The organism is Streptomyces sp. NPDC018045, assembly GCF_044327445.1.
GTDB lineage: Bacteria > Actinomycetota > Actinomycetes > Streptomycetales > Streptomycetaceae > Streptomyces.
In genome coordinates this window covers 67,272-87,162 of record NZ_JBIRFL010000009.1, presented here as the reverse complement: position 1 = coordinate 87,162, position 19,891 = coordinate 67,272, and the positions used below count along the sequence as shown (strand labels likewise).

At 72.8% G+C, this 19,891-nt stretch carries 15 protein-coding genes; 11 read left to right on the top strand and 4 right to left on the bottom strand.

Annotation, left to right across the window (positions count from 1 at the left end; translation table 11 throughout):
- Nucleotides 1–25: 25 nt before the first annotated feature.
- Nucleotides 26–484, bottom strand: coding sequence for a nuclear transport factor 2 family protein (locus tag ACH4EB_RS21805; RefSeq protein WP_398349202.1), 459 nt, complete (start codon nucleotides 482–484; stop codon nucleotides 26–28).
- A 100-nt stretch (nucleotides 485–584) separates the two neighbouring features.
- Between ACH4EB_RS21805 and ACH4EB_RS21800 the strand changes: the two genes are divergently transcribed.
- From ACH4EB_RS21800 to ACH4EB_RS21755, 10 genes are all read left to right on the top strand, one after another.
- Nucleotides 585–1,169: a TetR/AcrR family transcriptional regulator gene (locus ACH4EB_RS21800; protein WP_398349201.1), complete on the top strand. Its 585-nt coding sequence runs from the start codon at nucleotides 585–587 to the stop codon at nucleotides 1,167–1,169.
- Nucleotides 1,170–1,515: 346 nt separating this feature from the next.
- A complete protein-coding gene (locus tag ACH4EB_RS21795; RefSeq protein ID WP_398349200.1) occupies nucleotides 1,516–2,907 on the top strand; it encodes an ATP-binding protein in 1,392 nt (463 codons plus the stop codon).
- A 332-nt stretch (nucleotides 2,908–3,239) separates the two neighbouring features.
- A complete protein-coding gene (locus tag ACH4EB_RS21790) occupies nucleotides 3,240–4,943 on the top strand; it encodes an ArnT family glycosyltransferase (RefSeq protein WP_398349199.1) in 1,704 nt (567 codons plus the stop codon).
- Nucleotides 4,944–5,022: 79 nt separating this feature from the next.
- On the top strand, nucleotides 5,023–5,778 hold the full coding sequence (locus ACH4EB_RS21785; RefSeq protein ID WP_398349198.1) for a GntR family transcriptional regulator: 756 nt from the start codon (nucleotides 5,023–5,025) through the stop codon (nucleotides 5,776–5,778).
- Between the two features lie 168 nt (nucleotides 5,779–5,946).
- A complete protein-coding gene (locus ACH4EB_RS21780; protein WP_398349197.1) occupies nucleotides 5,947–8,268 on the top strand; it encodes a collagenase in 2,322 nt (773 codons plus the stop codon).
- 363 nt (nucleotides 8,269–8,631) lie between these two features.
- Entirely contained in the window at nucleotides 8,632–10,269 is a 1,638-nt protein-coding gene (locus tag ACH4EB_RS21775; RefSeq protein WP_398349196.1) for an APC family permease, read from the top strand.
- Nucleotides 10,270–10,361: 92 nt separating this feature from the next.
- The gene (locus ACH4EB_RS21770; protein WP_398349195.1) at nucleotides 10,362–11,912 is read left to right on the top strand and encodes a Y4yA family PLP-dependent enzyme; all 1,551 of its coding nucleotides are present in this window, start codon (nucleotides 10,362–10,364) and stop codon (nucleotides 11,910–11,912) included.
- Complete coding sequence (locus ACH4EB_RS21765) at nucleotides 11,909–13,249, top strand: pyridoxal-phosphate dependent enzyme (protein ID WP_398349194.1); 1,341 nt, start codon at nucleotides 11,909–11,911, stop codon at nucleotides 13,247–13,249. Before ACH4EB_RS21770 ends, ACH4EB_RS21765 begins: the two co-directional genes overlap by 4 nt.
- A 6-nt stretch (nucleotides 13,250–13,255) precedes the next feature.
- Entirely contained in the window at nucleotides 13,256–14,467 is a 1,212-nt protein-coding gene (locus ACH4EB_RS21760) for an aminotransferase class V-fold PLP-dependent enzyme (RefSeq protein WP_398349193.1), read from the top strand.
- A 132-nt stretch (nucleotides 14,468–14,599) separates the two neighbouring features.
- On the top strand, nucleotides 14,600–15,358 hold the full coding sequence (locus ACH4EB_RS21755) for a class I SAM-dependent methyltransferase (RefSeq protein WP_398349192.1): 759 nt from the start codon (nucleotides 14,600–14,602) through the stop codon (nucleotides 15,356–15,358).
- 15 nt (nucleotides 15,359–15,373) lie between these two features.
- On the opposite strand, the gene ACH4EB_RS21750 is transcribed toward ACH4EB_RS21755, so the two are convergent.
- Both ACH4EB_RS21750 and ACH4EB_RS21745 read right to left on the bottom strand, forming a co-directional pair.
- Nucleotides 15,374–16,207, bottom strand: coding sequence for a VOC family protein (locus tag ACH4EB_RS21750; RefSeq protein ID WP_398349191.1), 834 nt, complete (start codon nucleotides 16,205–16,207; stop codon nucleotides 15,374–15,376).
- Nucleotides 16,208–16,258: 51 nt separating this feature from the next.
- Complete coding sequence (locus tag ACH4EB_RS21745; protein ID WP_398349190.1) at nucleotides 16,259–17,008, bottom strand: SigB/SigF/SigG family RNA polymerase sigma factor; 750 nt, start codon at nucleotides 17,006–17,008, stop codon at nucleotides 16,259–16,261.
- 442 nt (nucleotides 17,009–17,450) lie between these two features.
- Between ACH4EB_RS21745 and ACH4EB_RS21740 the strand changes: the two genes are divergently transcribed.
- A complete protein-coding gene (locus ACH4EB_RS21740; protein ID WP_398349189.1) occupies nucleotides 17,451–19,550 on the top strand; it encodes a catalase in 2,100 nt (699 codons plus the stop codon).
- Nucleotides 19,551–19,750: 200 nt separating this feature from the next.
- Here ACH4EB_RS21740 and ACH4EB_RS21735 read toward each other — a convergent pair whose 3' ends face one another.
- The gene (locus ACH4EB_RS21735; protein ID WP_280526800.1) at nucleotides 19,751–19,870 is read right to left on the bottom strand and encodes an LPFR motif small protein; all 120 of its coding nucleotides are present in this window, start codon (nucleotides 19,868–19,870) and stop codon (nucleotides 19,751–19,753) included.
- Nucleotides 19,871–19,891: the final 21 nt, after the last annotated feature.

Sequence of the window (19,891 nt, the reverse complement as noted above, 5' to 3'; positions counted from 1 at the left end):
GGCACCGCGGCCATGGGGGCTCAGGTCACCACACCGGCATGCGGTCCCGGGTCTCGCCGGCCGGACGCGGGCCGACGATGCGCCGTTCCGCCGCGCCGATCCGCACGTCGTTGACGCTCGCCTCGCGGCGCCGCATCAGCCCCTCGGCGGTGAACTCCCACAGCTCGTTGCCGTAGCCGCGCCACCACTGGCCCGCGGCGTCGTGGAACTCGTACTGGAAACGCACCGCGATCCGGTCGTCCTGGAAGGACCACAGCTCCTTGCGCAGGGCGTAGTCGAGCTCCCGCGACCACTTCTCGCGGAGGAAGGCCGTGATCTCGGCACGGCCGGTGAGGAACGTGTCCCGGTTACGCCAGACCGAGTCCTCGGTGTAGGCGAGGGCGACGTGTTCGGGGTCGCGGGTGTTCCAGGCGTCCTCGGCGGCCCGGACCTTCTTCAGCGCGCCCTCCCGGTCGAACGGCGGCAGTGGGGGACGTGGCGTCATGACGGACTCCTTGCAGGAGGAACCACACGGAGAACGGTCGTTCTCCATGCTGTCCGCTACTGTAGAGAACGATCGTTCTCAGCGACAGCGGGAGGCCCTTGTGCATCAGGAAGAAGCCCGGGTACGGCTCCTCGACGCCGCCGAGGACCTGTTCTACGCACGCGGCATCCAGGCCGTGGGCATGGACGAGATCCGCGCCGCGTCCGGAGTGTCCCTGAAGCGGCTGTACCAGTCCTTCCCCTCCAAGCACGAACTGGTGGCGGCCTACCTGCGGCACCGCGACGAGCGCTGGCGGGCAGCCCTGGCCGACCACGTGAAGGAGCACGCCGGCACGCCCGAGGAGGCGCCGGCGGCCGTCTTCGACTGGCTGCACACGTGGTTCACCACGCCGGGCTTCCGGGGCTGCGCCTTCATCAACGCCTTCGGCGAGCTGAGCGCCGTCTCGGAGGGCGTGGCCCGCGCCGCGCGCGACCACAAGGACGCCGTGTACGCGTACCTCACCGGACTCGTGCGGGAGCTGCCCGTCAGTGATCCGGCGGCGCTCGCCGAGCAGTTGGCGCTGCTGATCGACGGCGCCATCACTACGGCCACGATCAACGGCGCCCCGGACACGGCGCTGCGCGCCCGCGCTGCCGCCGTAACGCTGGTGAAGGCGGCGGCCGCGGCCGGGACGGAACGCGCCTGAGACGACGCGGCCCCGGAGGCAGCGTCCCGGGCCACGCTTTGCGCGCCGCACAGGAGCGGCCAGTGCGGGCAGGACACCCGGGCGGCCACTACGGACAGTAACGACGCCGCTCACTCTCTTATGGGCGTTTGTTACGCCATCGCCGGATTGCCGCAACGGAGGGGAGCCAACATCATGTTCGACGTAAGGTTCCCTTCTGGCCCGCGCCTCCGTGACCACCGACTGGAAACACTGTGTACCTCCCCCGCTCCCGGCCGTTCCCAGGGCAGACGCAGGCCCGGCCGCCGGCGCTCGCGAGGGCTCCGGTGGCCGCCGCGCCGCCGTCCGCTTCCCCTCGGGCCGTACGGTGAGCGCCGGTTCGGCGGGGGCGCGCACGCACCGGTGGCGGCGCCTGCCGTCGTGGACGGCGACGCTGCGATGGAAGGCGGCCCTGTTCATCATGGTCATGTGCTGCTTCCTGGCCTCGGTGCTCGGCGTGCTGGTGCACGTCCTGGTCAGCCGGCAGACCGAGGAGCAGGCCCGGAACGCGGCGCTGGACCGGCTGGACGCGGTGGTCGAGACGTATGTCGCCGGTGAGCCGCTCGGCCGCGACGCGCGACTGGACCCGCCCGACCTGCCGCCCGCGCTGCGGGACATGGCGCGGCGGGGCGAGCGCGGCACCCAGCTCGGCGGGCACGGCGGCCGTCCGACGATGTGGGCGGTGACACCGGCCGACGGAAAGGCCCTGGCCGTCGGCCAGGACTACAGCCAGCGGGCGGCCGTCATCAGCGCCCTGGACCGGGCCATCATCGGGTCGGCGGCCGTCGCCATCACCCTGACCCTCGTCGTCGGCCTCTACGCCACCAGGGGCGTCACCCGGCGTCTGCACCGCACCGCGCAGGTGGCGCGCCGTATCAGCGACGGCGACCTCGACGCGCGGGTGGACGACCCCCGCGCGCGCTGCCCCGGGTACGCCCGGGACGAGACCGCCGCCGTGGCCGCCGCGCTCGACGCGATGGCCGCGAGCCTGCAGAGCAAGCTGCACAGCGAGCAGCGATTCACCGCCGATGTCGCTCACGAGCTGCGCACCCCGCTGACCGGCCTGCACGCGGCTGCCGAGCTGCTGCCTGCCGGGCGGCCCACCGAGATGGTCCAGGAACGGGTCCGGGCCATGCGCCGGCTCACCGAGGACCTGCTGGAGATCTCCCGGCTGGACGCCGAGGTGGAACGCGCCGACCTCGATGTGCACCGGCTCGGGCCGCTGGCCGGGCGCGCGGTACGGGCCACCGGACTGGCGGCGGAGGTCCGGGTGGTGCGGGACTGCCGGGTGGAGACCGACCAGCGGCGGCTGGAGCGCGTCCTGGGCAATCTCGTCGCCAACGCGCACAAGCACGGCCGCGAGCCGGTGGTCCTGACCGTGGACGGGCCGGTCGTCACGGTGCGCGACCACGGCGACGGCTACCCCGACGAACTGCTCGCCGAGGGACCGCAGCGCTTCCGCTCCCGCCCCCGGAACGGCAGGAAGAGCGGCGGGCACGGCCTCGGGCTGACGATCGCCGTGGGCCAGGCACGCGTCCTCGGTGCGACCCTGCGCTTCTCCAACGCCCCCGACGGCGGCGCCGTCGCCGAACTGACCGTCGGCCCGCCGGCGACCGACCGGCGGGGCGCGGCGGACGGTTCCGCGCCTGCGGACGACGGCTCGACGCCCGCGGACGACGATTCCGACGGCTCGGCGCCGCGGGGCACCGACACTCCGTAGCAGCCCGCCGACGGATTCACGTGGGACGACCGGGACGACCGCGCGGCGCCGGGGCGTTGTCCGGAATCACGCGTCGTCCGCCCCGCTGAGCTGCGCGGTCAGCTCCCGGACAAAGGCCGGCCGCCCGCCCCTCTTGCCCGTCCCGGGACAGCGGACCACCATCGGCACGGACGGCGCCTTCGCCCACCGGGGCCGAGCACGGCGGGCCCGCACGCGCACCCCGGCCGGTGCGGCCCGCCCCCGGCCATCACGTGCGGGGCCCCACGGGCACGGGACGTCGCGCCACATACCGTCCCCGCCCGTACTCCGCGACCAGGAGGCCCTGCTCCGCCATGTCCGCGCCCACGCCCCCGCCGCCCGCCTCCGCCGCCGCGACGCCCGCACCCCGCCACGGCGCCGCCCGTCAACGACCGCGCCGTCGCTGGGAGTTATGGCGCTCACCCGAAGGCCAGCCCCCTTGGGCGCGGCCCGCCCTGCTCGGCATCGCCGCGCTCGCCGGGCTGCTGTACGCGTGGAACATCACCAGCAGCGGCCTGGCCCCGTACTACTCGACCGCCGCCCGCAGCATGGCCGAGAGCTGGAAAGCCTTTCTGTTCACCACACTCGACCCGGCCGCCACGATCACCCTCGACAAGATCGGCGGCTTCCTGTGGCCGCAGGCCCTCTCCGCCCGCCTCTTCGGCTTCCACGCCTGGGCCCTGACCCTGCCGCAGTGCGTCGAGGGCGTCATCTCCGTCCTGGTCATGTACCGCGTCGTACGCCGCTGGCAGGGCCCGGCAGCCGGACTCCTGGCCGCCGGCATGTTCGTCCTGACGCCGATCGGCGCGTCCATGTTCGGCCATGCGATTCCCGACGCGTCCCTGATCATGTGCCTGGTCCTGGCGGCGGACCGGTACCAGTGGGCCGTGCGAGGCGGCCGGCTCGGGTCGCTGCTGCTCGCCGGGGTCTGGGTGGGGCTGGGCTTCCAGGCCAAGATGATGCAGGCGTGGCTGATCGTGCCCGCGCTCGCCGTGGGGTACCTGCTCGCGGCGCCGGTCACGCTCCGCCGGCGGCTCGGCCATCTGCTGACCGCGGGCGCGGTGCTGGGCGCGGTGTCGCTGTCCTGGGTGCTGATGATGACGTTCACGCCCAAGGACGTCCGCCCGTACGTGGCCGGCACCTCGGACAACAGCGCCTTCTCCATGGTCTTCGACTACAACGGGTTCGGCCGGTTCGGGCAGCCGGGCAACGGTTCCGGGCAGTCGGACGTCCCGATCGGCGCGGCTCCGGGCACCGGGCCGGACGCGAAGTCCGGCAGCGGCGGCATCACCGCCTCGGACCCGGAGAACAACGCCCCGGACAAGCTGGTCGGCACCCGGCTGGTGGGGCAGATCGGCTGGCTCTACCCGCTCGCCCTGCTCGGCCTCGCCTTCGGCCTGGCCCGGAGCCGCCACCGCCCCCGTACGGACCGGACGCGCGCCGGATATGTGATGTGGGGCGGCTGGCTGCTGACCACGGCGGCGGTGCTGAGCGTCTTCCCCGTACCGCACACGGCGTACGTGGCGGGGCTGGCTCCCGCGCTCGCGGCCCTGGGCGCGGCCGGACTCCTCGCGATGTGGCGCGTCCACCGTACGGACCGGGCCGGCCGGGCCGCCCGCGCCGCCCTGCCCGCCGCCGTCGCCCTGCAGGCGGCCTGGGCCGGGTATCTCGCGGTCGGCCACACCGGCTTCGCGCCGTGGCTGACGCCGCTCGTCGCGGCGGCCGGGCTGCTCGGCACCGCGGCGCTCGTCCTCCGGCTGCGGTCGGGCCGTCGCCTGCTCGGCCGGCTCGGCCTGGCCGCCGGCTGTCTGGCCGCGCTCGCCGCCCCGGCCACCTGGTCGCTGTCCGTACTGGACACGCGGTACGCGGGGTCGTCGTTCGACGCCCACGCGGGGCCGGGCGCCACCCCGTCCCAGGGCCGCCTGGTGCCGTCCCCGCGCTCGGCGGCCCAGGAGTCCTCGACCACCGCTGAGCCGGCCGGCCCGGGGCCGTCTTCCGGTGCCCGCCCCCACCCCTGACATAGCGTCACCTTGTACGCTGGTCCCCTGTCCGACGCCGGTACGGAGTCCCCCGCGAGGGGCCCACCCAGGGGGCGATGTGCAGCACCTCGGACCGCTCACCGGCCAGGAGCGGCTGCGCGACCGGGCCGCGCACGCCCTGCGCGCCGCGCTGATCGCCGGTGAACTGCGCCCCGGCACCGTGCACTCCGCCCCCGCGCTCGCCGCCGGCTTCGGCATCTCGGCGACGCCCGTACGGGAGGCGATGCTCGACCTGGCGCGCGAGGGGCTGGTCGAGCCGGTGCGCAACAAGGGATTCCGGGTCACCGAGGTCAGCGAGCGCGACCTCGACCAGTTCGCGGAGATCCGCGCCCTGATCGAGGTGCCGACCGTGGGCCGGGTGGTCCGACAGGCCTCCCGCGACGCTCTGGCCGCGCTGCGACCGCTCGCCGAGGAGATCGTCCGCGCCGCGCGCGACCATGACCTCATCGGCTACCTGGAGGCGGACCGCCGCTTCCACCTGGGTCTCCTGGCGCTCTCGGGCAACGCGCGGCTCGTGGAGACCGTCGGCGACCTGCGCAAGCGGTCCCGGCTGTACGGGCTGACCGGCCTCGACGAACGCGGTGAGCTGCTGCCTTCGGCGCAGGAACACCTGGAACTGCTGGACCTCGCGCTGGCGGGGGACGCCGTGGGGGCGGAGGCGTGCATGGCGCGCCATCTGGGGCACGTGCGGTCGCTGTGGGCGCGGTCCGGGGCGGAGCCCGCCGCGCGGCGGGCCGGACGGGGCGGCCGGAAGGCGGTCCCGGCCCAGGCCCGGCTCCGGGGCGCTGAAGGCGGCAGCACCGCGGGGCGCTGAGCAGTCGCGGGACCGAAAGGCGTAGCCAACGGGTTGTCAGTGCAATGTCACATTACTAGGTTACGGGGCGCGCGACGGCCCGACGCGACGTCAACTCTCCCTTTGGAAGGGCGAGTTGGGCTGGCGCGCCCGTCCCGTGCCCGATACGCCTCTACCCAGGAGCAGCCGGTGTTTCCGTTACGCACTGTGCGCAAGGGCCTGCTCAGCGCCGCCCTGTCGGTGGGTCTCGTACTCCCCGCGGCTCAGACCGCCCACGGAGCGGCCCCCGGCCGGCCGCCTGCCGCCCCGTCGGCGGCGGCCCGCACCCCCGAGGCGGGCGGCACCGACCGGGCCGAACGGTTCGCCGACGCCCCCGAGCCGGCGGCGCGGGACCTGCCACCCGGCAACGGCCTGGTCCCCCGGGGCCGCATCCCCGGCGACCTGGTGCGAAACACCTCCGACACGCCCCGCTCCCCGAGCACCACGGCTCCCTGCACCCTGGACGCGCTGACCCGCCTCGCCCCGGAGGCCCTCGCTGACTTCCTCACCGACCCGGCCGTCACCGCCGAAGGCTGCCTGCGCGGCCTGCTATGGACCTGGGACGCCCGGCTCGCCCCCGTGATGTCGCGCGCGCACGTACAGGCCCTGTCCCGCCGGATCAGCGCGCTCGCGCCGGGCCACGACGGGACGGACGCCACCCACCTGTACGAGCTCTTCACCTACCTGCACGCCGTCGTCTACCACGACTTCTCGCGCGCCGAGATCGACGTGACGGACGCACCCACGGTCGAGGCGATGCGGACGGCCGTCGCCGCGTACGGCACCGCGGCCCGCACCTTCGAACCCACCCGGCACAACGCCGAGACGCTGCGCGAAGCTCTCACCACGGCGAGCGCGCCCGGGCTGCGCCGGCACCAACTGCCGCTGATACGCCGGGTGCTGGGCACCATGGGGCCCGGCGCGCCGACCGCCACCGACCCGACGTGGGGCGGCGCCGCCCTCGCCGCCCTCACCGTCAACTACCTCGGTGTGTACCCCGGCAACAACGACACCGCCTTCCGCGCCGCCGTCACCGCCGACGCCCCGTACCGCGCCGCCTTCCGCGCCTTCTCCGGACACACCCACCTGAAGGGGACGGTGAACGCCTGGGCGGTGCGCGACGCCCTCGGCGAGTACGGCCGCTTCGGGCAGATCGACGCCCTCAAGCCCGCCGTCGTCAGCGACCTCGGCACCCTGCTGGCCGTCGCGGAGACCAACTTCGGGCGGCGCGGCGCCCCGTGGGCCGCGGTGGCGGGCTGGCTGAACCACTACGGCGTCTGCGCGCGCCACGGCGTCTGCCGCCCGCAGATCGAGAAGGAGATCTTCCCCCACACGTACACCTACGACCGGGGCGCCCTCGAAGTCCGCACCGCGCTCGACCGGACCACCGTCGACCAGCTCTACTACGCGAGCAAGAAGGTCAGGGCGCAGTTCTTCCGGGTGCTCGGAACCGACACGCCGCTGGCCGGCGACACCAACGCCACACTGCACGTCCACCTGTACGCGTCCCGCGCCGAGTACGAGATCATGCACCCGCTGCTGACCGGCATGGGCACCGACAACGGCGGCGTCTACATCGAGAACGGGGCGACGTTCTACACCTACCAGCGGCGCGTGCCGCAGGACTCCACACTCACCCTCGAAGAGCTGTTCCGGCACGAGTACACCCACTACCTCAACGGCCGCTGGGCGGTACCGGGCAGCTTCGGCGAGGCGCCCTGGTACACCGGCGACCTCACCACGGCCATGGACGAGGGCACCGCCGAGTTCTTCGCCGGCGGCACCCGCGACGACGGGGTGAAGGTACGCAAGTCGCTGGTCAAGGGCATCATCGCGGACACGGCGGGCGGCGGCCCGCGGATGAGCGTCGACCGGCTGCTGCACGCCACGTACGCGGGCGACGGCTTCCGCTTCTACGACTACGCCGGCACCTTCTTCGCGTTCCTGTGGCAGCGGCACCCGTCGCTGATCCGGGAGATGTACGGCTACCAGCGCGCCGACGACCCGAAGGGGTTCGACGCGTGGCGGAGCCGGCTGGGCGCGGACGCCGCGCTGCAGCGGGCCTACGACGCGTTCCTCGACGCGCAGCTCGCCCAGGCCGACGACCTGTACGTGCCCCGTACCACCTTCACCCCGGTCGTCGCACTGCGCTTCGCCGAGGCGTCCGAGGTCCGGGCGGCCCTCGCCACGGCCACGTACCTCACGCCGGCCTGCACGGGCAGCGGCGAGACGGGCGGCCGGGCGCGGTTCACCTGCACCGGCCGGATCACCGCCAACCTCTCGGACGCCCGCGACGCGGACCGGGTCTTCGCCGACATGGCGGAGACCGTCGACCACTTCCTGCTGGACCGGGCCGGTGCCGCCGCCGACAACCTCGCCGACATGGACTGCTTCTTCGGGGCCGTGGACGTCTGGTCCGACGGGCGGGCCGGAAGCGCGTCCTACACGTGCGAGGGGCCGTTGCGTAGCTGACCTGCGGGCGCTCCGCGGACGGCGGGCGCGGTGCCGGCGGCCGCGCCCCGCCGCCCTTCGGCCGCCCTTCCGCCGTGACCGAGCGGCGAGGAGCGCGGCAGATCGCGCGACGGATCGAGCATCGAATCGAACACCCGCCCGCAGATTTCATACAGCCTTAATCTCCCTCCCTCCCGGCAGGCGTGCCACCGCGGTTGCCGCCGAAGGCCCGTTCCCTTAACCGGCAATTCGGACACCTGCCGCCCGGCCGCGCGTGGTGACGTGCGACTTCACCTCGGCGGAGCGGCAGAATCCGCATGTGCACGTCCGGCATCGGCGGCGGACGGTACGACGGTCGGTGAGGGACATCAGGGAGGAAGTTCGGTGTCGGAACGTCAGGTGACGGGTGAGGTCGACGAGGCCGGTGCGCCCGTGGTGGCGCAGGAGCGCCGATTGCGCCGGGACCTGGGGTTCTGGGGGCTCACCGCGATCGGATTCTCGAACATCGTGGGGTCCGGCTGGCTGTTCGCCGCCCTGTACGCGGCCCAGACGGCGGGCCCCGCCTCGCTGCTGTCGTGGATCGGGGCGGGGCTGCTGTGCGGCCTGGTCGCCCTGGTCATGATCGAGCTGGGCGCGTCCCGGCCCGAGGGCGGCGGAACGGTCCGCTGGCCGCTGTTCGCCAGCGGCCGGCTGGTCGGCACCCTGGTGGGCTGGTCGGTGCTGCTCTCGGTGGGCGGCACCGCGGCCGAGATCAGCGCGATCATGCAGTACGCCGCGCACTACGTACCCGGTCTCTACAGCGGCCACACCCTGACCCTGGCCGGTGTGGGCGTCGCCGCCGCGCTCAGCGTCGTGCTGACGGCGCTGAACTGGTACGCGGTGCGGATGTTCGCGCGGCTGAACAACCTCGTCTCGGTGTTCAAGATCGCGGTACCGGTGGTCACCGTGATCGCGCTCATCGCCTCCGGCTGGCACCACGGCCGCCTGACCGACCACGGCGGGTTCGCGCCGTACGGGTACGCCGCCTGCCTGACCGCGCTGGCCGGCGGCGGCATCGTCTACTCGGTCAACGGCTTCCAGGCGCCACTGGACTTCTCCGGCGAGGCCCGCAACCCCCGCAAGACCATCCCCGCCGCCGTCCTCACCGGCATCGCCCTGGCGGTCGCCATGTATCTGGCCCTCCAGGTGGCGTTCTTGTTCACCGTCCCCGAGAGCGTGCTCGGCGGCGGCTGGAAGGGTGTCTCCTTCGAGTCCCCGTTCGGGCAGCTCGCGCTGATTCTCAATCTGCACTGGCTGTCCAGCCTGCTGTACGCGGACGCGGTGATCTCCCCCGGCGGCTCGGCGTACGTGGGCGTGGCCATCAACGCCCGGCACACCTACGCGCTCGCCAAGAACCGTACGATCCCCCGCTTCTTCATGAAGGTGAACGAGCGCTTCGGCGTGCCGCGCCGGGCGCTGGCGATCAACCTCGCGGTGATCGTGATCTTCCTGCTGCCGTTCGGCGGCTGGCAGGACATCGTCGCCGTCATGGGCAACATGTACCTGCTGATCTACGGGGCCTCCGCGGTCGCCGCGGCGGTCTTCCTCGCCGACCCCGGGAGCGGCACGACCGGCTGGGTGCCCGGCCTGCGCTGGATCGCGCCCGTCAGCTTCGTGGTGGCGAGCGAGTTCGTGTACTGGTCGGGCTGGCACACCCTGCGCCTGGCGCTGCCGCTGGTCCTCGCCGGACTGCTGGTCTTCCTGGCCATGCGGCGCTCCGGCGGCGCGGCGGACGCCGTCGGCGACCGGGACGGCGCCGGCCGCCGCCTGCCGCTGCGCGCCGAACTGCGCACCGGCGCCTGGCTGGTGACGTACCTGGCGGTGCTGACCGTGCTGTCCTGGCTGGGCAGCTTCGAGGGCTCCGCCCGGCTGCCGGCGCCCTACGATTCGCTGGTCGTGGCGGCCTTCGCGCTCGCGGTCTTCTTCTGGGCCGTACGGTCCGGCGTCCGGCACCTGACGGAGTCCCGCACCGCAGCCGGGTGACGGGCCGTGGACCGGCCGGGCCGCGGCCGGTCCGTCCCGGCCGGTTCCGCGGATGAGGTGGCCTGGGGTCCGTACCGGGGGAAGTATTGCGTATGGACGTTCCCTTGTACCTCGAACCGCGGTTGGAGTCCCGGCTGGCTTCCCTGCTGCGCGCAAGGACGTTTCTCCATACACTCGCCGGCGGGCTCGGATCGCCGCTGAACGTGGTGCTGCCGGACCGCGTCGCCGAGAACCTGGCCGCCTTCCGGGCCGTCTACCGCAAGCACCACCTCAGCGGCGGCATCTTCTTCGCCCACAAGGCGAACCGCTCCAGCGCCCTGATCCGCCGGCTCGCCGCCACGGAAGCGGCCGTGGACGTCGCCTCCCTCGGCGAACTCCAGCACGCCCTGGGGGCCGGGTTCGTACCGGACCGCGTCATGGCGACCGGGCCGAAGAACCCGGAGTTCCTGTGGCTGGCGGCCCGTTCGGGCACCACCGTGAACATCGACAGCCCGCTGGAGCTGGCCGAACTGGCCGCGCTGGTACGCGATCACGGCCTCCCCCGCGTCCGCGTCCTGCTGCGGCTCTCCGGCTTCTGCGCCCCCGGCGTCAAGCTGCTGACCCGGCAGAGCCGCTTCGGTACGGCGGAAGCCGAGCTGGACGGGCTGCTGAAGTCGGTGGAACGGCACAGCGACGCGGTGGCGCTGACCGGCGTGGGCTACCACCTCGACACGACCAGCCCGGCCGAGAAGGCGGTGGCGCTCGAAGGGTGCGTCAAGGCCCTGGACATCTGCCGGGCCCGGGGCCTGTCCCCGCGCGCCGTCGACATCGGCGGCGGCTTCGGCACCGACTACCTCGCCGACGGCGCCCAGTGGCAGCGGTACACGACGGAACTGACCAATGCCGCGCTGGGTACCCGCCCACCCATGACCTGGCGTCGGCACACCTACGGCCTGCGCAACGAGAACGGCACCCTGCGCGGCGCGCTGGCGCTGTACCCGGCCCACCGCCCGACCGCCGGTGCCCGGTACCTGGACGCGCTGCTGTCGCTCCCCGCGCCCTCCCTGGGGCGCCCACTGGCCACCCTGCTGCTGGAGAATCTGTACGAGCTGCACACCGAGCCCGGGCGCGCGCTGGTGGACCAGTGCGGGGTCACCCTGGCGCGGGTGCTGGAGGTGCGCCGTACGGAAGCCACGGACCGCGCGGAAGCGGCCGACCGTACGGCTTCCGGCGCCGGTACGGACCCCGGTCACCTCCTGGTGCGGCTGGACGCGAACGCCGACGACATCGGGCTGGAGGAACACGGCGTCCTCGTCGACCCGGTCCTCGTCCCGCGTGCCGCGCCGGGCGGCGCTCCGGACGCCGGACCGGTGGCGTGCTACCTCGCGGGCAACCTCTGCCTGGAGGCTGACATGATCACCCGCCGCGCGGTCCACCTGCCCGAAGCACCGCGCCCCGGGGACCTGCTGGCCTTCGCGAACACCGCCGGCTACTGCATGGACTTCAGCGCCGACGAGGCCCAGCAGCAGCCCGTCGCCCGCAAGGTCGCCGTATGGCAGGAAGGGCCGGCGGACGCCGCGGGCCAGGAGGACGCCTCCTGGCACTGGTGCCTGGACGAACAGTACTGGCCGTACGTGAACCGCCGGACGAAAGGGTCTGCATGAGGTTCGAGCGCATCACCGACGCCATCGGAAACACCCCGCTCGTACGCATCGATCCGTCCGTGCACGGCCTGCGCAGCATCGATCTGTACGCCAAGCTGGAGATGCTCAACCCGTTCGGCTCGATCAAGGACCGGGCCGCCTGGAACATGGTCCGGCCCGGGCTGGCCGCCGCCGCGGACGAGAACCGCACCGTCGTCGAACTGTCCAGCGGCAACACGGCCAAGGCGCTGGCCGTCCTCGCCGGCATGCACGGAGTGCCGTTCAAGACCGTCACGAACCGGATGCGCATACCGGAGATCAAGGACCTGCTCCTGCTGCTGGGCGCGGAGGTCGAGGAGCTGCCGGGGCAGACCGAGTGTCTGGATCCGACCAACACCGACGACCCGCTGACCCACTTCCACCAGACGCTCACCGAGCCGGGAAGCGCGTACCTGTACACGGACCAGTACTACAACGACCGCAATACCCAGGCCCATGTGGAGGGCACCGGCCCGGAGATCATCAAGGATCTGGACGGCCGGGCGCCGGACTGGTTCATCGCCTGTGTGGGCACGGCCGGCTCGTCGACCGGGGTGGCCCGGGTGCTGCGGGAGCACGATCCCGGGGTGGACGTGGTCGGGCTGGTCTCGCACAAGGCGGACTTCGTGCCCGGCATCCGCACCATCGACGAGGTGCAGGAGGTCGGCCTGTTCGACCCGGGGACGTACGACACGATCGCCTCCGTCACCGCCGACGAGGCGATCGACGGGATGCTGACCCTGGCCCGGCGGTGCGGCATCCTGGCCGGTCCGACCAGCGGGGCCGCGTACTTCGGCGCCGTGCGGCACCTGCGTGAGCTGGACACCGGGCCGGTGCCGGAACCGGACCGCCCGGCCGGGCGCCGGACCGCCGTGTTCATCGTGTGCGACCGCATCGAGAGCTATCTCGGTTACGTACGGCAGCGGCGGCCCGAGCTGCTGGGCCGGCCGCCGCAGCCGAACTCCGTCGCCACCCTGTCCGACGCCGAGGTGGGCGGGGCACCGGACATCGACGTCGAGGGGGCCCTCCGGTGGATCGAGCGCGACCGGCCGCTCGTCGTGGACCTGCGCAGCCCGTTCGCCTACACCGCGCTGCACATCGCCGGTTCGGTCAACATCGTCGACGAGCTCTTCGGTGAACTGGTGCGCGGCGGGCTGCCGTTCAGCAAGAGCCGCCCCGTCCTGCTGGCCTGTCCGGTCGGCGAGCAGTCCGCCAAGTACGCCGCGCTGCTGGCGCGGATGGGCCACCCCGATGTCCGCAGTCTGCGCGGCGGGATCATCGCCTGGCGCGACGCGGACGCCCCGCTGGTACGGGAGTGACGGCTGATGACCACGACGAAGGCGCTCGCCACCGCGGCCCTGGACGAACTGCACGCCTGGCACACCGGCGTACGCGCCCAGTTCCCGATCATCACCGGTTCCCCGCAGCTCGCCTATCTGGACAGCGCCGCCACGACCCAGAAGCCGCAGGCCGTCCTGGACGCCGTGCAGCACTACCTCACCACCGGCAACGCCAACGCCGGACGCGGCACCTACACCTGGGCCAACCGGACCACCGTACTGATCGAGGAGACCCGCCGGCGGATCAAGGAGTTCCTGGGCGACCCGGAACCGGAGCGCTCCGGCGTGCACTTCGTCAGCGGGGCGACGGCGGGGCTGCGCGCCGTCGCGCGCGACTGGCTGGCCGGCCACCTGTCCGACGGCGACGAGATCGTGGTGCCGCTCGCCGACCACCAGGCCAACATCGTCCCGTGGCTGGAGGTGCGGGACCTGCTCGCCCGGCAGGGCCTGCGGATCAGGGTCCGCCCGATGCCGTACCAGGCGGGGTCCGGCGACTACGACCCGGCGGCCCTGGCCTCACTGGCCGGGCCGCGGACCCGCTTCGTGGCGGTCACCCACGTCCATCACGTCTACGGCGGTGACATGAACGTGCACCGCATCCGGCAGGCGGTGGGGCCGGACGTGCCGATCTGCCTGGACGCGGCGCAGAGTGTGGGGCACATCCCCGTGTCGCTGGCGGAGCTGGACGTGGACTTCGCCGTCTTCTCCGGGCACAAGACGCTGGCGCTGCCCGGCTCGGGTGCCGTGTGGGCCCGTAACGCGCGAGGGCCGGCCTTCGTGCCCGGCGGGTGGGACGGCAGTCCCAACACCACCGGCGTCCGGAGTCTGCTGGCCGCGTTCGAATGGCTCGACACCGTGGGCACCGGCCGCGTCGGGCGGTGGACCAGCGCCCTGGCCGCCCGTCTGACCGAGGGCCTGCGGCACCTGCCCGCGTACGAGGTCCTGGGCTGCCGGCGCAGCCTGGCGGCCGACGCGGACGTCCAGCGGCGGCAGGGCATCGTGACCTTCCGGCACCACGGCATCGACTCGGGCGACCTGGGCTTCGGGCTGTTCGACCACGGCTTCATGGTCCGGTCCGACAGTCTCTGCCAGGGCAGCGGGGGCGAGCGGCAGCACTCGGTCCGGGTGAGCCTGCACGCGTACAACTCCCCGGCGGAGATCGACCGGCTGCTGGAGGTGCTGGGGGCGTACGCCTGAGCGGGGCGCCGCCCGGCCCGGACGTGCGCCTGACCCCTTTGGAGTGACAGCACGCCATTGGAAACCGTTTTCACCTGTAGGTTGAGAGCCACCGGGCGGACAGGTGCGAGACGGCTGAGGTGGCGCGAGCGGATGGGACTGAGCACGGCCACGGCCGCGCTGTGGGTGCGGCGGTGGGAACGGCAGCAGCAGCGGTACGCGATCGACCGTGAGGAGCGCTTCACGGTCGTCGCCGACGCCGTCGAGAAGGTGACCGGCCGGCAGACGCGGTCGCTGGTCCTGGACCTGGGGTGCGGGCCCGGTTCGCTGGCCGCGCGGCTGGCCCGGCGGCTGCCCGGCGCGGACCTCGTGGCCGTCGACAAGGACCCCGTCCTGCTGGCCCTGGGCCGGGCCCACCACGGTGACGCCGTGCGGTTCGTCGAGGCGCCGGTCGGCGCGGCCGGCTGGACCGGCGCCCTGGGCCTGGACCGCCCACTGGACGCGGCGGTCTCGTCGACGGCCCTGCACTGCCTCGCGCCGGACGCGCTGCGCCGGGCGTACGAGGATCTGGCCGGCCTGGTCCGGCCCGGCGGGGTGCTCGTCAACAGCGACCGGTTCCGCAGCCCGCGGGGGGACCGGGCGGCGGAGGTGGCCGCGCAGGTGGGGCTGCGGCGGGCCGAACGGCAGCGGCCGCCCGGCCGCGAGGACTGGGCGTCCTGGTGGGCCGCGGCCGCCGCCGACCCGGAGCTGGCCGACCCGTTCACCGCCCGCCGCGCCCGGCACACCCCGCACCGCGTCCACAACGGCCTGCCGCTGTCCCACCACGTACGGCTGCTGCGCCGGGCCGGTTTCCGGCACGCCGCGCCGGTCTGGCAGTTCGGCGAGGACGCGGTGCTGGTGGCGGTGCGGTAGGCCCGGCGGACGGTCTCAGGAGGTGGCGCCGATGATGTGGAAGAGGGTGCCCTCCGGGTCGCGCAGCTCGGCCACGGGGCCGTGCGAGGTGCGTTCGGCCTGGGACTCCACCTGGCCGCCGAGCTTCTTCGCGGTCGCCACGGCCTCCTCGACGCTCGGCACCTGGAAGTGGATGTTCCAGCGTGGGCGCACCTGCGGGTCGGCCGCCGCCTCGATCGCGCCGCCGTACAGGCCCACCGCGTCCCGGTCCTCGACGCTGACCACCACCCGCTCGTCCTCCCAGCGCACGTCGAAGGGGGTGCCCTCCTCTTCGCTGTACCAGTCGAAGAGGTCGCCGTAGAACCGCGCGGCGTCGAACGCGTCCCGGGTGCGCAGTTCCACCCAGACCGGCGCGCCGGTGCCGACCGCCTGCCGGTGCGGCTGCGGGGTGCTCTCGCGGCACTCCCAGAGGCCGAAGTTCGCCCCGGCCGGGTCGGCGGCCAGCGCCAGCCGGCCCGCGTCGAAGTCCAGCGGGCCGATGGCGACCGTGCCGCCGCGCTCCCGGACCCCGTTCGCCGCGTCGTCGGCGTTGCGCGTCCCGAAGTACGTCGTCCACGCGTTGGGCAGTTCGGTGTGGCGGGCGGCCGCGCTCAGCCCCGCCACCGCCGTGTCCCCGGCCATCGCCCGTACGTACGGGCCCCACCGGTCCGGTCCGGCCTCGAACCGCCAGCCCAGCAGCGGTCCGTAGAAACGCGTCGCGACGTCGAGGTCCCCCGTCAGGAGGGTGGCCCACGACGGCACCCCGGGAACGAACGTCATCTGGCAGTCGCCCATGTAAAGCCGGCCCTTCTCCACCATTGTGTCCAGCACTGCTACTGCGGTCCTACCAGGAAAGGCAGGACCGCATGTCATTTCACCGGCTCATGCCGCGACCGAACTGGCGGGCGCCTCGGGGCCGGTCCCGTCGGCCTGCTCGCGAATGCGCGCGCAGGTCCGCTTGATGAGACGGCACACATGCATCTGGGACAGCCCCAGTTCCTCGCCGATCCGGCTCTGTGTCATATCGCAGAAGAACCGCATGTACAGGATGCGGCGTTCCCGCTCCGGAAGTCCGCGCAGACCGTCGCGCACCGTTTCCCTGGCCAACACCAGCTCGTACTGCGACTCGGTGAAGCCGATACTGTCACGGAGAGCGAAGTCGTCGTCGGCGCCGGGCCGCTCGGCGTCCAGCGAAAGGGTCTTGTAGCTTTCGATGGCTTCCAGGCCGAGAACGACGTCGTCGGCGGTGAGCCGGGTGCGTTCGGCGATCTCCGCGACGGTCGGGAAACGGCTGTCGGAGGCCGTCGCCAGTTCGCGTACGGCGAGCCGCACGGTGTTGCGGAGTTCCTGGACGCGACGGGGTACGTGCACGCCCCAGGTGCAGTCCCGGAAATGCCGCTTGACCTCGCCGACGATGGTGGGGATGGCGTAACTCTCGAATGCGCTGCCACGCTCGGGCCGGTACCCGCCGATGGCCTTCACCAAGCCCAGAGCGGCCACCTGTTTCAGATCGTCCATACTTTCGCCGCGGTCCCGGAAACGCAGCGCGAGACGGACGGCCATCGGCAGCCAGGCCCGTGTCAGTTCGTCGCGCAGCCGCCTCTTCTCCGGTCCTTCGGGCAGTTCTGCCAAGCGTGTGAATACGGCGTTCGTCTCGGCCGCGTCTGGTGTGTCCGGAAAGGCTCGTCGGCGGCGTGACGGAGCCGTGGCGGCTGTGCTCACGGGATCCACTCTCCCAACGGACGCGGGGTCTGGGCGTCGTCACCGAGACGGCGGAGGCACGCCCACCAGACAGCCTCCGGCTGGCCGAAACCGGGTCCGACCAGGTACGCGGCATACGCCCACCGTCTGCACTCCCGAGCATAGGACGGTCAGCACCGACTCGCCTGCGGAGCGCTTCCGCCTAGCTGCACCCCGTCATCCGAGCGGCCCGAAAGACATGTTTGACGCAGCGGTCCAGCGGATACCCAGCCCGGCGGAGTGCCGTCGCGACGGACCGCCGGACGCGGCGCGCATTCGGCGTGCGGACGCCCGCGCACACGTGTGGACAGGGCAGAGAAGGAGCGAGATTTCGATGGCCGACCCGAAGCAAGAACAGCGTGACCGCTTCCGCGCCGAGGACCCGGCTTCCGGGCCGATGACGACCGACCAGGGCGTGAGCGTCGACCATACCGACGATTCCCTCCAGGCCGGTGAGCGCGGCCCCACGTTGATGGAGGACTTCCACTTCCGGGAGAAGATCACCCGCTTCGATCACGAGCGGATACCGGAGCGGGTGGTGCACGCGCGCGGTGCGGGCGCGTACGGCTATTTCCAGCCGTACCGGTCGTGCGCGGAATTCACCCGGGCGGCCTTTCTCCAGGACCCGGCCGTGAAGACCCCGGTGTTCGTCCGGTTCTCCACCGTGCAGGGCCCGCGCGGCTCCGCCGACACGGTGCGTGACGTACGCGGATTCGCGACGAAGTTCTACACCTCGGAGGGCAATTACGACCTGGTGGGGAACAATTTCCCGGTCTTCTTCATCCAGGACGGCATCAAATTTCCGGACTTCGTGCACGCGGTGAAACCGGAGCCGCACAACGACATCCCGACGGGTGCCTCGGCGCACGACACCCTGTGGGACTTCGTCTCCCTCCAGCCCGAGACACTGCACACGATCATGTGGCTGATGTCCGACCGGGCCATCCCGCGCAGCTACCGGATGATGCAGGGCTTCGGCGTGCACACCTTCCGGTTCGTCAACGCGCAGGGTCAAGGCACCTTCGTGAAATTCCACTGGAAGCCGAAGCTGGGCGTGCACTCCCTGACCTGGGACGAGGCCCAGGAGGCCCAGGGCCGGGACCCCGACTTCAACCGCCGGGACCTGTGGGACACCATCGAGGCCGGCGTGTACCCCGAGTGGGAGCTGGGCGTACAGCTCGTACCGGAGTCCGACGAGCACGCCTTCGACTTCGACCTGCTGGACGCCACCAAGATCATCCCGGAGGAGCAGGTCCCGGTCGAACCCATCGGCCGGATGGTGCTCAACCGCAACCCCGACAACTTCTTCGCCGAGACCGAGCAGGTCGCGTTCCACACGGCGAACGTCGTACCGGGCATCGACTTCACCAACGACCCACTGCTCCAGGCCCGCAACTTCTCCTACCTGGACACCCAGCTCATCCGCCTCGGCGGGCCGAACTTCGCCCAGATCCCGGTCAACCGGCCGGTCGCCCCGGTCCGCAACAACCAGCGCGACGGCTACCACCAGAACGAGATCCACCGGGGCACCAACTACTTCCCGAACTCGCTCGGCGGCGGCTGCCCGGCGCTCGCCGACCCGGACGACCCCGCCTTCCGGCACTACACCGAGCGCGTGGACGGCCGCAAGATCCGCCGCCGCAGCCCCAGCTTCGAGGACCACTACACGCAGGCGGCGATGTTCTGGCACAGCATGGCCGACTGGGAGCAGCAGCACATCGTCGACGCGTTCCGCTTCGAGCTGGGCAAGGTGGGCGCCAAGGAGGTCCGTGCCCGTACGGTCGAGCAGCTCTCGTACGTGGACCACGCGCTGGCCGTCGCGGTCGCCGAGGGCATCGGCGTGCCCGCGCCGCCGGAGCGCCCGAACACGCCGCAGCCGGCCCCCTCCCCCGCGCTGAGCTTCGAGAACAACCGCGGCGACGGCTCGATCAGCACCCGGCAGATCGCCGTGCTGGTCTCCGACGGTGTGGACGCCGCCCAGACGATCGCGGTCCGCGACGCGCTGACCGAGCGGGGCGCGATCGTGGAACTGCTCGCCCCGCAGGACGGCACCGTTCAGGACAAGGACGGCAGCACGCTCGCCGTGGACCGGGCGCTGCCCACCGTCGCCTCGGTGCTCTACGACGCGGTGCTGCTGCCGCCGGGCGGCCTGGACTCCGGCAACGCGGCGGCCGACGACGCCGCCCTGCGCTTCGTCCGCAGCGCCTACCGCCACGGCAAGCCGATCGGCGCCCTGGGCGCGAGCGTCGACAAGCTGACCGGCCTGCTGCCGGGCGAGCTGCGCACGGCCGCCGACGGGGACCCGACGGTCTCCGAGGCGGGCATCGTCACGGACCGGCTCTCGGGTGGCGCGACGGCCCGGGACTTCACGGGCGCGTTCGCCGACGCGGTCGCGGCCCACCGGCACTGGAACCGGCCGGCGCTGCCCGGCTGAGCCCCGGACCACCGCGACGCCCTGGACCACCGCGACGAAGGCGGACGGCCGTCACCCGGCCGTCCGCCTTCGCGCCGTCCCGGCCGCCCTGCGCCTGTTCCGGACCTGTTCCGGCGGACCTGTTGCGGCCGGTTCAAGGCCGCCGCCGTGCCGCAGGCGGGCCCGGCGGTGTCACGACGGGTCCGCCCGGCGAGCCGGGGTCAGCGGGCCGAACGCGAGGCGCCGCCGAACAGCCGGGCCAGTGCCCTGAACGGCAGGGTGACGACTGCCGCGAGCGTGCTGCCCACGGCCCTCAGCACGTCCGCGATGGCTCGGAACATCCCACGCACCTCCTGGTCTCG

Coding starts and splice junctions, on each gene's coding strand:
- ACH4EB_RS21765 (WP_398349194.1), top strand. CDS start 11,909: ATGAGGTTCGAGCGCATCACCGACGCCATCGGAAACACCCCGCTCGTA.
- ACH4EB_RS21760 (WP_398349193.1), top strand. CDS start 13,256: ATGACCACGACGAAGGCGCTCGCCACCGCGGCCCTGGACGAACTGCAC.
- ACH4EB_RS21805 (WP_398349202.1), bottom strand. CDS start 484: ATGACGCCACGTCCCCCACTGCCGCCGTTCGACCGGGAGGGCGCGCTG.
- ACH4EB_RS21755 (WP_398349192.1), top strand. CDS start 14,600: ATGGGACTGAGCACGGCCACGGCCGCGCTGTGGGTGCGGCGGTGGGAA.
- ACH4EB_RS21740 (WP_398349189.1), top strand. CDS start 17,451: ATGGCCGACCCGAAGCAAGAACAGCGTGACCGCTTCCGCGCCGAGGAC.
- ACH4EB_RS21770 (WP_398349195.1), top strand. CDS start 10,362: ATGGACGTTCCCTTGTACCTCGAACCGCGGTTGGAGTCCCGGCTGGCT.
- ACH4EB_RS21790 (WP_398349199.1), top strand. CDS start 3,240: ATGTCCGCGCCCACGCCCCCGCCGCCCGCCTCCGCCGCCGCGACGCCC.
- ACH4EB_RS21735 (WP_280526800.1), bottom strand. CDS start 19,870: ATGTTCCGAGCCATCGCGGACGTGCTGAGGGCCGTGGGCAGCACGCTC.